This window comes from Haloterrigena sp. KLK7 (assembly GCF_037914945.1).
Classification (GTDB): domain Archaea; phylum Halobacteriota; class Halobacteria; order Halobacteriales; family Natrialbaceae; genus Haloterrigena; species Haloterrigena salinisoli.
The window spans coordinates 2,085,737-2,099,114 of record NZ_CP149787.1 but is presented as its reverse complement, the minus strand read 5'-3'; the positions used below and the strand labels follow the sequence as shown (position 1 = coordinate 2,099,114).

Here is a 13,378-nt window from a genome sequence, read left to right as displayed (position 1 = left end):
CCAAAACCGGGAGCAATGGCTGATGTCAGAATATCAAAAAGCTGATAGTCAATTAGTTACCAATGGAAATTCCGGCAATAGAGGCATTCTCTATCGATTTCGGAATCGATCACCACTATTATACTTAGTTGTGGCTCATGCCGAAATCGGAGAAATTGAGCTTATGAGCCGTCAGACCGGTGAATTACCATTAGCTATTCCAATGGCAGGTTAACATTGATTGGCGATATATCAATATCTTTGAATTCATATTCCCGTTCAGGTTTTTCGAAACTTTTCTTCCCTAAATTTTCCACATAACCCGCAGATTCAAGCTGTCGGCGATGATATCGGATAGTATCGTCGGCGAGACCGGGTTTATTCAGCAATTCACTCGAGGTAACCGTTTCACCGCGGAAATGGTCGAACAATTCGATAGCCTCGTCACTGTTTTTATCGAGAATGTCGTCCCACGTAACCAAGTGATCCACTTCGACCGGTAAGGGAACATTGGAAATAATAACCGCTATTTGTTCTTTTTCGGACGTAATCGGCCGAATTCTGTGAATTGCTTGTTTCATTTCGTCGGTAGTGAGATTTTCCCAAAATCCGAATAGTCCGTCGAATTGCTTAGTCGGGGCTTTTCGGCCGATGCCATCAGAATCCGTGAAATTATATTTTTCGTACCTTGGATTGCTTTCTCTTTCCGAGTATTCCGCGAAATCCTGATCGGTGAACATCTCGGCTTGTTGACGTAAATCATCGATTCTCGGGTGCGGGGCGCCGACTAAAATTACCCCATCTTTTTCCTTCTTATTTAGACCTCGAAGTCCATGATAATGTACCGATTCGCCGGGAAAATCGAAGGTCGAGAGATGATCCTTCGAGGCTACGTGCAGCATGTTTGGCGGCGCGGCATCGAGTAATACCTGAATACGCTCTTGTAATCCATCACTTTGCGATATGGTGCCGGGATGATACATTCCATCTGTTATTTGAATAACTGTGAGGTTTTCGCACTCGAAAGTATCATCCCCGATCTGGTCGAATTCTCCGAATTGACGTTCAATCAAATTGATATTCGGAGTAGCGTCGAGAATGATCGGATTCAGGTATTTGTACGTCGGAATCCGCTTGTGGAATAATCCGCCGGGGAAGTTGCCTTCTTTCTGCCGGATTTCGGCGGAATGAAGGTATGTGGGCTGTTTTACAACTTTGATCCCCTCTTCTTCCTCGGTCGGTTTAATTACTCGCTGATAGTGTTCAAATTCTTGACAGCCTCCGTTTAGGATAATCTCATCGCCAGCGACTTTCCCACCTTCGAATCCGGCGTGCGATAATATCGCATTAGTCAAATCATCGTGATAGTCCCCCTCTCGAGCAAGTTCCTTAACCCGGGTTGATATGTCAAGTTTCGCGCGGTATGTGTCCCACTTTCCTAATTTCCACTCCGGAGTAACTGTCTCTCCGCGGATTAAGTCTATCAGGTCATTGATATGCTGGACAATCGAGGGATACTCCATTTCATCTTGAATGAAATCTCGGTAATCTCTGAGATCATTCTTCCCATACCGTTCCTTTTCAATACCAATAATTCCGGATTCATCAATAATCTGGAGCCGCCCGGTCAGGTCCTCATACCCGAGGTAAGCGTTCGGCGCGATTATATAATCTGCAACATCAATCTTGTCGAACTGACGCTTCCATTGACAGTTGCAATCGCCATGTCGATCCTCGAGAATTAAATGAGATTTACCGTGTTTAAAATGCTGACTCAGCTCCCTAAATTCATCTTCATGCTCGCTTACTAATTCGCACATACCGGGCTGTGTAATTCCCCGGAGATAGAGCGGCTCAACCCCGAATTTGTCCCGCATTAAATCATAATGCTCTTTCGCCTTGGTATGATTTTCAAAGTAAATGACAAACGGGATCTCGTTCTCGAGGGCTGTTTTCGTCGTTGTATAGGTCTTGCCGATCCCGGGGTCATAGGAGAGTAACCGCGTTTTTTCACCCGCGTTCTTCACGAAATTTGGAATCTCCTCCTCTCGGATCTCATCGCCGCCCGTCCATTTCCGTTTTTCAAATCCCGGCGGCTCACACTTTTCAACCCCAAATTCGTCGGTATATTCCGGGATAGGTGCCCCGGATTTACGGAATTCCTCGACGGCTTCAAAGAATTGACTGCCATAGATGGATTCATCCGGGTGATCGACGTAATCCGCGACGACTCTGAAAATATCAAAAACCCGATAGGTAGTGGTCTGTCCCTTTCGGTCCCAAAAGGCATTGATTCCGGGGTCCCACTCGAATGAATCACTACCGCCGGTCGTTCGATAAAAGGACGGATCATACACCGGGGCGCCGTAATCCGGATGTTCGGGTAAATCGAGATTAACATCGGAGAGTTTGACATTATTAATTGCCGCGAATAATTCCTTGATATCCGACGTTTCCTTCATCTCGATGGTCTTTTTTCGCGATATTTCCGGCACATCGGCGCCCCTATTTTTCCGATCCGGTTTCTCCTCAACAAAGGGAGTCCGCAGTAGATCCTCGCGATCAACAACTAATGGAAAGTTATCTGATATGAGGTTATAATCATCCGTATTCCCCCACCAGAGGGTAAATCCGCCCGCGACAAACCCTTTCAAGTCAACATGCTCCGCGGCCTTCAATCCCTCGAGAATGTCGGGATCTTTTGTTAAGAAATACTGGTGTTTCCCGCCGGACTGACTCTCAACAACCATGCCACCTTGCCGGACGAAATCATGGTTTTCGTAAGTCCTTCTTTTTGATTCGTCTTCGATTTTATAAAAGTCGTAATCGAGAACGAGCGAATAATACGTTTCGCCCTGATACTCGAGCTTCCCGCCGAGTAAACAGAAATATATGTCATATTTATCGTATTTGGATTCATACATTTGCTCGCCCGAATAGACATTGTCGTTTTCTGAAAATTCCGGATATACGTCTCGATCCGGGAACATCTCTTCTTTGTCCTCAGCGACGGGATTCCCGGGATAACCGCCGTATACCTCGCCCGGTCTTTTTGATCTGTCTATTCGCCCCGGAACGAAGTAGCAATAATTTCGCGCGAAATCGTCCGCATCTTTCTCGATAGGTAATTCTCCTGTCATATCTGATAGCTCAGATACCGGAAGGTAGATAAACGAGGATTACCTAAGAGAAAGTGTTAGGGGCTTTCTCTCGGGCATCCCCGCCCGCTCCACTTCCGATGTATCCTGAGTTACTTCTTCATAGTGTCTCGTTACTTAAGAATCTCTCGGGTAGGGGGCCTGAGCCGCTTGTTTTCGTCGGAATGATATTTGCACGAAAGCAAAATAAATGTCGAGAAAAATAAAGATCGCTCTGAGCGGCCGCTGAAGCGACTCGAGGGTAATCGAGTATTACTGGCCATCTCGGATTATAACTCCCGACGACGGCGATAACCACCGGGTTAATTCGGCCGATCGCCAGACAGCTCGAGGATATCCCCAAATTGCCCAGTTATATCGAGTTATAATATGCATATTATTCAGAAAACATATTCATAACTTATGGCGGGAATTGTGGGAAATCGGCAATCCGGAATTATGAACATACAATGGTGATTTCGTAGGCTGACGACTTCTACCGGTAGTTTCTCCCATTTCGGCATGAACCACAACTAAGTATAATAGTGGTGATTGATTCCGAAATCGATAGAGAAAGCCTCTATTGCCGAAATTGTCATTGGTAATCGTCAGTCAGTGATTTCGAGTTAGAATCCCCGTTTCAATAAGACTGAATGTTCGTTCTCAAAAAATCCGGCGGAGTAGAATTCCGGCGGCTCCAAGCTGGGTTACTACTCGAAAAACCCCGGTTCAATTTTCCTGAATATACGAATCGAAGCCTCGAGCCGCCGGATTTTCGGGGGTAGCGTATTCTCCCGTCGGTAGTACGGAGTAGTAATATATCCTGAGTATCAGTTCTGACAAAATTCGACGGAGTGTGATCATTCCCGTCAGGGTGAATCCGTGTATAGGGGTGTCAAACACCTCTCAAGGGGATTTTTAGCGGTATAGACCGAATGTTTTGATATGTGGTACCAGACCACAGACATTGAAGAAATCCGATATGGTAATGACCAAGTCATCATTTGGGTAACACCTGAGTCGCCTGATTTGATGCGCTCGAAGGTGACGACGATCGGCGAGACGAAATTGATCATCGAAGAAGAATGTAGAAATCGCGAAAACGAATAGCACCAGCAATCCGGCGGCTGTAACCCACGAGAGTATCATCGATCGGCGAGTCGACACTTATTATCGGTGAAGAACGTTGAAATGGAGAGCAATCCCGATCGGCGTATCGGATCTCCATTTTGGCGTGAAATCGGCTCACTACCAAATATATAAGGTTGAAGTCTGATTTAGGGTCGGATCATTGTTCCTCTCATGGGAAATTCTGATCGGGACGTTCTCTTAGTAGAATCTTCTCCCGATGAAATGTCATCTTTCATTGACTCTCTTGAGGAAATAAATGCCTCGATTCACATGGTTACCAATGGCGACGAAGCTCTCGATTTCATCCATCAGCGGGGAGATCATGCGGATAGTCCACGCCCCGATTTGATTCTTCTTGACCTCAATCTGCCCGGCACGAGTGGTAACGAGATACTCAAGGAAATGAAGGATACGCCGGAATTACATCGGATCCCTGTACTCGTATTAACGGCGACGATCGAAGCAGAAAAGACCGCTCGTTCCTACGATCTCCACGCGAATGCTCATATCAAGAAGCCCGCTGATAAGGCAGAAGCTGATACCATTACTGAAGCGCTCGAGAAGTTCTGGCTGAAGGTCGCCCACCTCCCTCCGTGACCATTCGTTTACTTCGGAAAGTTCATAGATACTGATTGTAATGGAGGAATGGGGGTGCGGGGATGAGTCAGAGGCACCCACTCTCCGGCCGTTTTCACTGAAAACTGAATGTAGAAATCTCGAAAACGAATAGCACCAGCAATCCGGCGGCTGTAACCTCGAGTCTCAGACCCTTGGGAACGACGATTTCCGGGGGTCACGGCCGGGCGGCCACGGATCGAAATTCTCGAGGGGTTCGCCGGCTCTTTTTTCCTCTCGGAGTCGGTTCAAAATATCTCGAGCGCGATACCCCTCATTCTTCCACCTTTGTACATCTTCATTCGTCCGGAAACCAATAACGTCAAGCCATTGAGATATTAACTGGCGCAAATGCTCCTGTCGATCGACCTCCCCGCCGACCGAATTGCTAATCCCTAAAGCTAAGGGTTCAGCCCCGTTAACGATTATTTCCCCGTCTTCTTCGTTGGAAATCATTTCCATAGTGCCCAATATGTCACTAAGGGGTAAATATCTTAATGTTGAGTACAAAGCTTTTAGTATATTGAAAACTAAGAGAAAGTATGAGTTACGCGGCAGTAGAAAAGTTAATGCTCCGTGATGTTCGCAATAACATGGATACGGACGAAGCAGCCCGTGATGAGCGGCAAATGGCGCGGAAGCTGACTGAGATGCGAACCGGTAATGCCGAGTTAGCTGACGACCTCGCCTACCTAATTATGGATGTCAACGATGATGAGTATACCTCGAGAGAGGATCTCCGAGAAGACATTCAGGCGGTTTTTGACAAATATATTGAATAATCATGACTCCTAATGTAAGAGAAGACGACTTTGGATACGGCGATAAAGTGACGCGAGACCTACCCGAAGACGCGGATCGGGCCATCAACCGCCACGGCGATTTATTTATCACTGTGACGGAAGATAATATTGATGATTTCCCGGACGGATTAAACCTCGGCCCGGGTAAACGCGTGTTATTCGAGGATGGCGAAGAAGTGCCCCTTGAATTAGTCGAGGGAGACGTGTATACCAGTTTTTACGACACGTTCGAGATCCGGAATGAAGAGAACGAAGTTATCCGATCGGCAGAATAATGACTCGTTTCGTTGCTAAGATATCAAGTCAGGGACAGATCGTAGTTCCCGTTGATATACGTGACGAATATGACATTTCGCCCGGCGATCGGGTAGAAATGTCATTTGATGGTAAATTCCCCGATGACCCGTGAAATCCGGCGAGGTTAATCATTTCCTCTCTTTCCGTCAGTAACGGTCCGTTACATCATCCCACCATTCGGGTTTTACCATAGCTCTTTCGTTCCGAATTAAAGTATGGCAGTACGTCAAGGCTTTATCAGAATCGGGGACTAATTCTGCTAAGTCTTTGTGAATGAATCTATCAATCTCCTGATTTGACTTATAGCTCGTTGCTTTGAGATCCTCACATGACAAACAGTATGAAATCTCGTGGACTATTTTTCCGCGGACGAGTGGCTTGAAACGAGCGATCGTTTGATACTGACACATTTATGTTTGATAATACCGTATTAGTCGGATATGGTTCCGGACTTTGCTGACAAGATTCAGACCGAAGGGATTGAAACTAATCAAGACGATCTTGAATCTCCTCCGGAGGCAGTACAGTCGCTTTAGCGTAATACCACTCCGGGATTGTACTCATTAGTTGGTCAATCTTTTTCCAACATATTTCCGGCTTGTAACCATTGTTCGCGAGAATCAAGTACGGTTTCACCTCTTGCAGCTGCTCATTCCACGATTCCCAGCAGCTATCACAGAAATAGCCGACCTTCTCGGGTTCATAAATCCACGCCTCCCGAGCGGGAAAAATGAACTTTCCCCAATCCGGATCGTTCCAAATCACTGCCAAATTGTCTGTCGTCGGTTCGGCGCAATCGAGGCAATTCTCTTTCATATTCCATTTAGTATTTGAAGGAATAAAAATATGACGAAAAAGTTATCTTTGGGCAGTGATAATTGGCGATTAAGATGAATGACCTTCAGCAATGGCAAATGATCCTCTTGCAGCGGAATCCGTACCGCGATCAATCCGACCTCGAGCGGTGGCACGGTCACTTTACCGATCATCAAATTTGTGACTTTTTGGAAGCGGAAATAGTCGAGGGCGAATCAATGATGATTACTGACTTCTTCGATGACCCAAACGTCCGCGATCGGGAGTAATACAGCTTTACTGGGCTACCCCTTAGCCGCCGGGAAAACCCTCAGGTAACGCCGTATAACGGCCTTCTCGAGCTTTCTATGAACCGGGGGCGACTCACGGGCGGATCGTGATGATTGAAACAGATGATTAATCCTGAATCCCGAGAATTCTGGACCTTCAGGCCTTGTACCGTGGGGTTTAACTCGGTGTAATACATTTCCGGACTGTAGATGGCATTAGTATCGCTGAGAGTCCCCGAGGACCAGAAAGAACGCTGGGAGGACCGCGCGGAAGAAAAAGGGTTCAGCCAATCAGAATTTATCCGGGCGATGACTGAAGCCGGGATTAAGACTGATAAAGGATTTGATACGACGGTCAGGCCCGATCTATCGAAGGAGGAGTTACGACAACAGCGGAATGACTTGAAAAAAGAACTTAATTCGGCCCGTGAGCGAATCAATCAGTTAGAAGATCAGTTGTATGGTTCAGATATTCACGTAGCCAAACAGTATCTTGACGAGAACCCGGAGGCAGACATCGCCGAGCTTGAAAATCACATCACGGAGACGACTCATGATAGAATAGTTGAACTTCTTGAACGAGATGGGATTGAATCACTCACCCTCCGATGAGACCGACCGATCCCAAGCAGCTGATGGGGGTTTACACGGAGTATCAGGATATCCCGGATTACTATCGATTATATCACTATTCTGACCAATTCGACGGCCGTGATGTCTGGTCGGAATTTGTCGCTCAGAAAGACATTTCTGATTATGAATCTCGAAGATTCCGGCGAGTCGAAAAGTCATGGAAAAATCATGTTGAAAGTCATCATGCCCTCGCTCACCCGGACGAGGTTGAAGATTACTTCAGCGATATGATGGAATCAAAAAGTCTCACGACAACGTACTTCTACTTTCAGCGGTTGCACGGATTCTACAAGTTCTTAATGATGAATTATAATTATCCTCACGTTTATTCGCCAGTCATGTTAGCGGTCGTTAGCGGGCCTGAAACCCGCAAATGCTGGGACTACAAAATCAGCGAGCGAAAAAGAGTACAATGACAGATCAAATGCGGCGAATTATGGCCGAAGAGACAGGTAATGACGAAGATCCGTTGGAACAGCCATCTGAAATTATGTCGAGAGTGAAAGAGAAGGCATCCGAAGAAGACGATATGGAAGCCGATCCGTTTGAAATGTACATGAGCAAGGTGGTTGACAAACGGAATTTATCCAAGTCAAGACACACAACTATTGAACGATCGTTGCGCGAATGGTCTGAATTTATGGAATCTAAACCACGGGAGGCTTCATGCCCGACTGAACAGAATATTTGGAGTTTTGTTGAATCTCTCGAGGAAAAAAATAGTGTTCAGACAATCAAAGTGAAACTACGTGCGGTCAACAACGCTTACGAATTCTTACAAAAGGAGCACACAGCGCCGCATCCAACGACGTATAATCCGTTCGAAAAGGTGCTTGATAATTGGAATCCTGATAAGGAGGAAAGAAAAGACTATCCGCCGGTCGAACTTGACGACATCCGTGAGTGTCTGCCGGAACATTATCGAGATCGGCTCATTGTCTTTCTGCAACTCAAACTCGGCTTGCGCCGGGGTGAAGTCGGGAACATCAAAATTGCTGATGTACACATCGATAATGATGAGTTAGAGAGACATTATCCGTCGTTAGGAAAGAATACTGATTACGACAATTCAATTATCATACCGGACGACCGAGACGGAAATAAATCCTCGAGAACCCGGGTTTTGCCCCTCGATGATGAGTTGCGAAAGGTAATCCTTCGATACCTTCTCGTTCGCCCGAACGTCAATGAGCCGTGGCTATTGCTCTCGAAGAAAAGCCATGTCAAATTGTCTGATAATGTATGCTCGAATATATGGAATGAATACTTTCAGGAAATCCAACTGGACGGATATCGCTCGATCAGCAGTCATTACGGCCGGCACTTCTTTACGACCTACTTCACCGTGAAGAAAGACTGGAATTCAGAATTGGTCGGCTATATGCGCGGAGATACGAAGGGTGAAAGCCTGAACGGGACGATCAAGTATTACATCCATACGTACTATCAGGATATCGAGACTGATTACCGAAATCAGATATTCAAGTTAGAGAGGTAGTACGATTTGGACTTTCCTCGGCATACAGCCCCGCAGAATGCAGAGTCCGCCGCCGGGGTCGCCGTCGTCGATCAGCGTCAGTTCGAGCTCCGGGAGGTCGGCACGGCGCTCGAGGAGTTCGTCGGCGACGGCGACGCCCGCGCTGCCGTACGCGCCGACGATCGCGACGTGTACCATACCCCGGGGTACACCGGCGCGACAAAAAGGCGTTCCTCAGGTGGTGGGTGAGCGAAACCGGTCGACACACTGAAAAGCGGGACGGAAACGATGCTGCGGGGCGGCTAGCTGTGGACGCGGACGCCGATCCCGATCAGCGCGGCGACCAGGGCCGCGACGACGCCGAAGCCGGGCATCCCGTCGCCGCCGTCCTCGCCGGTGTCGCTTCCGCCGCCGTCGTCGCTCTCGTCGTCACCGCCATCGCTGGTCTCACCGTCCGCGTCGTCGCCGTCGGCCGCGTCGGTCTCGCTCCCGTCGGCCGTCTCGTCGCCGTCGGTTCCGTCCGTCTCCTCGTCCGTGCCGCTGTCGTCGCTCGAGGGAGTTCCGTCGTCCGTCCCGTCGCCGTCGGTACTATCGTCCGAGTCGTCGCTGTCGGCACCGTCGATCGTCGCCGTTCGCTCGGAGAAGTGGTTGACGGCGATGTAGACCGTCGCCTCGGCCGACGCCTCGGACTGCTGGGCGATCATGTATCGGGACTCGTCGCTCCCGATCGCGCCCTCGAGGTCGCTCTTCGAGGAGACCTCCGTGGCGGCCTCGCCGTCGATCCGGACCTCGAGATCCTCGAGGCTGCCGACGGCCTCCTCGGAGACGGTAGTCAGCACGACCGTCCCCGTGTGGGTGGCGCGATCGATGGTCACGTTGACCTGATTCCGGGTCTCGGTAGCGACCTCGGCGCTGGTCTCCTGGCCGTAAGTGACGGCCTCGCCGCTCCGGTCCTCGACGTGAACCTCGACGGCCGACTGGCCGTCGGCGATCAGCGACTCCTCGTACTCGGCGGTCTCGTCGCGTTCGCCCTCCTCGTAGGAGCGGAACGCCAGCGTCGCGTTTTCGGCGAGTTCGGCCGTGACGTCGCCCTCGCTGTTGACCGTCACGTCGCCGTCACCGACAACGAGGAAGACGCCCTCGTGGTCGTCGGTCTCGACGCGAACGCGGTCGCCGTCGTCGCCCTCGTCGCTCGCCGTCGCGTTGGCGGCGAGTTCGGCCGTAACGTACTGACTCTCGTTCCCGCTCTCGACGACGAGCGTCCCGCGTTCGGTGTCGTGGGCCGACAGCGTCGCGCCGCTCTCGGCCCGCACCTGGGCGCTCGTCTCGGACTGAGCGGCCAGCGAGAGGCCGGCGCCCTCGAGGCTCGTCAGCGTCTCGAGGTCGAGGTCGGCGCCGAGACCGGCGTCGGCGGTGGCCTCGCTCCTCGACTGAACGGCCACCGAGGAGAACGTCTCCTCGCCGCCGACTCGGTAGTCGGTGATCGCGTCCCCCTCGACGTCGAACGCGACGTGCGTGCCGGCGTACGCCTCGCCGCCGGCCGTCGTCGCGGTCTCGCCGTCGGTGTTCGTACTCGATTCCACGTCGGTCGACGCGCCTGCGCTGGCTCCGAACGCCGCGCCGACGGCGCTCGTCGCCACGAGCAGTGCAACGATCACTGCGACTCCGCGATTCATGACAGTCACAGATTCCGACCGGAATATAACATAGCTTCTGACAAACCCGTCCAAACGAGCGCCGCGAGGGTCGTCGCATCGTTCGGTTCCGACCGCACTCGAGCGCCACGACGGTCGGTCTCTGCCGTACTCGAGTTCCCGAACTCGGCTTCGGAGACGCCTCGCGGACCTATCGGGAGAGGTCTGTCCCGCCCGATTTGACGACCGCGTCGACCTCCTCCTTGGAGACGAGCGCGACGTCGCCCGGGATCGTCCGCTTGATCGCCGCCGTCGCCGCGGCGTACTCGAGGGCGGTCGGGACGTCGTCGCCGTGGAGCCGGCGGGCGATGAACGCGCCGGTGAAGGCGTCGCCGGTGCCGATCGACGAGACGGTGTCGGTCTCGTAGGCCGTCTGCTCGTGGACGACGCTGTCGTGCCAGCCGATCGCGCCCTCCGCGCCGCGAGTGACGACGACGGTCGTGAAGTCGTACTGGGACCCCAGCCGGTGGGCGAGCTGTCGCGGATCGCCCTCGATGCCGAGGACGGTCCGGGCGTCTCTGGCGGCGATGACGAGCACGTCGATCCCGGGGAACAGCTGCGTCAATGTCTCGCGGGCCTCGTCGGGCGACCAGAGCTTGTTCCGGTAGTTGAAATCGAAGGCGGTCGTCGTTCCGCCCTGTCGGGCCGCCTTGAGCATGTTCGCCGTCGTCTCCCGGAGCGTCGACGAGAGCGCGGGCGTGATCCCGGTCGTGAAGAAGACGCGCGCGTTCTGGATCCGATCGATGTCGAACTCGCGGGCCTCGGCCGTCGAGACGGCGGTGTTCTCCCGATCGTAGATCACGTTCGTCCCGCGTGGTTTGCCCGCCCGCTCGAGGTAGTACGTGCCCTGCCGCCCGCGGTGGCTCCAGACGACGTCGGTGTCGATCCCGTGCTGGCGGAGTTCCCCGACGACGCGCTTCCCCAGCGGCGTCTCCGGCACCTTCGAGAGCCACGCCGCCGTCGCGCCCAGCCGACTCGCCGCGATCGCGACGTTGCTCTCCGCTCCGGCCGCTCGAACCTCGAACTCGTCGACGTCCTCGAGGCGCTCGTTCTGTGGCGGCGACAGGCGGAGCATCGTCTCCCCGAACGTGACGATGTCGCTCACTGATCGGCCCCCCGGACCGAGTCGCCGATGCTGTCTGCGTCGGTCATACCCGGAGCAACGGACGGCTGCGGTATAAGTGGTGGCGATGAGTTAACCAGCGCGTAAGAGCCGTTGGTTCCAGTTCCAGGGCCTCGAGTCAGGGTCCGACGGGCGCGTCGACCGTCACCACTGCCGGCGCATCGGTCGTCCGCTCGCCGGTCCCGTTCGTGCGGTCACTGCTCGCGCTCCCGCGACCATCGCCGCCGCTCGCGTCGACGCCACTCCTCGCATCGCCGTCATTGACTCCCTCGACCTCGAGCGCGATATCGGCGCCGAAGGCCGCGAGCAACTCGCGGCTCGTCGCCACGTGGTCGGTGACGGCGGGAATCCGGACGCGACCGCCCGCGAGCGCGAGGAAGACCAGCAGCTGATCGGCCATGTGGCGGTCGACGGGCGGCGCCGGCCCGCTCCCGGCGTCGCGCTCGAGGAAGCGGTTCGCAGCGTCGGCGGCGTCCTCGCCGACGCGCTCGGCGGGTTTGCCGCGCTCGCCCAGCGCGGTGAACCCCGCAATGCCCGACCCGTGATCGACGCGGAGGACGATCGCCGAGCCGGGCGAGGGGCTCTCGACCGTCCGTTCGCAGCGGTCGACGACCTCGAGGTCGGTCTCCCCGAGCGACAGCCGCTCGAGGGCGCCCTCGGCCTGTCGGTACGCCACGTCCCGGTCCGTCAGCGACGCGGACTCGGTCGAGTAGAGACGAACGCCCTCGAGCGGCCCGCGCGCCGCGAGGTCGATCGGTTCCAGCGTCGAGGGCGCGAGATGGAGCGTAGCTCGCCCGCCGCCGTCGGGGTAGAACCCGCGGCGATCGACCTCGACGGCGGCGGTGAGACCGATCCGTCGGAGCAGCGGCAGTTTCACGCGTCGCGCGTAGTCCAGCGGCGGCGACCACGCCACGTCGGTGCCGCCGGTGACCGTCACCGACAGCTGCGACTCGAGAATCGTCGCGAGCGGGAGGAGCGCGTCGAACAGCAGCGTCGCGCTCCCCGCAGTGCCGATGTCGACCTCGTAGCTGCCGCCCGCGAGCCGGCCGCGTCCGCCGTCGCTCCAGCCGCTGGCGTCCGCGGTCGACTCGAGGTCGGGCTCGAATTCGACCGTCTCGGCGCCCAGCTCCGCGCCCGAGACGTCGGCGTCGCAGACGGCGGCCATCGTCTCGAGGACGGCGAGGTGCTGGTGGCGCAGTCCCGGCGTGGATCGGTTCCCGCGGACGTTCTCGATGCGGACGGGCTCGTTCTCGAGGACCGACAGCGTGAGCGCGGTCCGAACGAACTGGCCGCCCGCGTTCGCGCCGTCGAGGTCGATCGTCATGGACGGCCGTTCGGCGTCGGTCCCCGTACCGTTGCCGATTGCGGGCGAGAGAACGAGAGAGCGCCCTCGCGGCCGATCTC

The 13,378-nt window shown here is 53.8% G+C and carries 14 protein-coding genes and 1 pseudogene; 8 read left to right on the top strand and 7 right to left on the bottom strand.

What is annotated here, in order from left to right; all coding sequences use genetic code 11:
* Window positions 1-194 precede the first annotated feature (194 nt).
* Complete coding sequence (locus tag WD430_RS10340) at window positions 195-3,119, bottom strand: hypothetical protein (RefSeq protein ID WP_339102372.1); 2,925 nt, start codon at window positions 3,117-3,119, stop codon at window positions 195-197.
* 1,299 nt (window positions 3,120-4,418) lie between these two features.
* Between WD430_RS10340 and WD430_RS10335 the strand changes: the two genes are divergently transcribed.
* Window positions 4,419-4,844, top strand: coding sequence for a response regulator (locus tag WD430_RS10335; RefSeq protein ID WP_339102371.1), 426 nt, complete (start codon window positions 4,419-4,421; stop codon window positions 4,842-4,844).
* 165 nt (window positions 4,845-5,009) lie between these two features.
* Here the strand turns inward: WD430_RS10335 and WD430_RS10330 are convergent, their stop codons facing one another.
* Window positions 5,010-5,324, bottom strand: coding sequence for a hypothetical protein (locus WD430_RS10330; RefSeq protein WP_339102370.1), 315 nt, complete (start codon window positions 5,322-5,324; stop codon window positions 5,010-5,012).
* A gap of 80 nt (window positions 5,325-5,404) precedes the next feature.
* Between WD430_RS10330 and WD430_RS10325 the strand changes: the two genes are divergently transcribed.
* From WD430_RS10325 to WD430_RS22610, 3 genes are read left to right on the top strand one after another with little or no spacing between them, the layout of a single operon-like run.
* Window positions 5,405-5,644, top strand: a complete 240-nt coding sequence (locus WD430_RS10325) for a hypothetical protein (protein ID WP_339102369.1) — start codon at window positions 5,405-5,407, stop codon at window positions 5,642-5,644.
* Window positions 5,645-5,646: 2 nt separating this feature from the next.
* Complete coding sequence (locus tag WD430_RS10320) at window positions 5,647-5,940, top strand: hypothetical protein (protein ID WP_339102368.1); 294 nt, start codon at window positions 5,647-5,649, stop codon at window positions 5,938-5,940.
* Window positions 5,940-6,074 carry an AbrB/MazE/SpoVT family DNA-binding domain-containing protein gene (locus WD430_RS22610; protein WP_407067119.1) on the top strand — a complete coding sequence of 45 codons (135 nt, stop codon included), beginning with the start codon at window positions 5,940-5,942 and terminating at the stop codon, window positions 6,072-6,074. The genes WD430_RS10320 and WD430_RS22610 overlap by 1 nt, the downstream gene beginning before the upstream one ends.
* Window positions 6,075-6,448: 374 nt before the next feature.
* On the opposite strand, the gene WD430_RS10315 is transcribed toward WD430_RS22610, so the two are convergent.
* Window positions 6,449-6,778, bottom strand: coding sequence for a hypothetical protein (locus tag WD430_RS10315; protein WP_339102367.1), 330 nt, complete (start codon window positions 6,776-6,778; stop codon window positions 6,449-6,451).
* 74 nt (window positions 6,779-6,852) lie between these two features.
* Between WD430_RS10315 and WD430_RS10310 the strand changes: the two genes are divergently transcribed.
* The 4 genes from WD430_RS10310 (at window position 6,853) to WD430_RS10295 (ending at window position 9,178) form a co-directional block, all read left to right on the top strand.
* Complete coding sequence (locus WD430_RS10310) at window positions 6,853-7,047, top strand: hypothetical protein (protein ID WP_339102366.1); 195 nt, start codon at window positions 6,853-6,855, stop codon at window positions 7,045-7,047.
* A 210-nt stretch (window positions 7,048-7,257) separates the two neighbouring features.
* Window positions 7,258-7,659, top strand: coding sequence for a hypothetical protein (locus tag WD430_RS10305; protein WP_339102365.1), 402 nt, complete (start codon window positions 7,258-7,260; stop codon window positions 7,657-7,659).
* Window positions 7,656-8,096 (top strand): hypothetical protein, encoded by a 441-nt coding sequence (locus tag WD430_RS10300; protein WP_339102364.1) that lies wholly within the window; start codon window positions 7,656-7,658, stop codon window positions 8,094-8,096. The genes WD430_RS10305 and WD430_RS10300 overlap by 4 nt, the downstream gene beginning before the upstream one ends.
* Before the next feature lie 20 nt (window positions 8,097-8,116).
* Window positions 8,117-9,178, top strand: coding sequence for a site-specific integrase (locus tag WD430_RS10295; RefSeq protein ID WP_339102363.1), 1,062 nt, complete (start codon window positions 8,117-8,119; stop codon window positions 9,176-9,178).
* Between the two features lie 12 nt (window positions 9,179-9,190).
* Here WD430_RS10295 and WD430_RS10290 read toward each other — a convergent pair.
* The 4 genes and pseudogenes from WD430_RS10290 to rtcA form a co-directional block, all read right to left on the bottom strand.
* A pseudogene (locus WD430_RS10290) lies at window positions 9,191-9,355 on the bottom strand (NAD(P)/FAD-dependent oxidoreductase); the annotation flags it as partial.
* 104 nt (window positions 9,356-9,459) lie between these two features.
* Entirely contained in the window at window positions 9,460-10,833 is a 1,374-nt protein-coding gene (locus tag WD430_RS10285; RefSeq protein ID WP_339102361.1) for a hypothetical protein, read from the bottom strand.
* A 169-nt stretch (window positions 10,834-11,002) separates the two neighbouring features.
* Window positions 11,003-11,956: a bifunctional 2-dehydro-3-deoxygluconokinase/2-dehydro-3-deoxygalactonokinase gene (gene kdgK1, locus WD430_RS10280; RefSeq protein WP_339102360.1), complete on the bottom strand. Its 954-nt coding sequence runs from the start codon at window positions 11,954-11,956 to the stop codon at window positions 11,003-11,005.
* 136 nt (window positions 11,957-12,092) lie between these two features.
* Window positions 12,093-13,298, bottom strand: coding sequence for an RNA 3'-terminal phosphate cyclase (gene rtcA, locus WD430_RS10275; protein WP_339102359.1), 1,206 nt, complete (start codon window positions 13,296-13,298; stop codon window positions 12,093-12,095).
* Window positions 13,299-13,378: the final 80 nt, after the last annotated feature.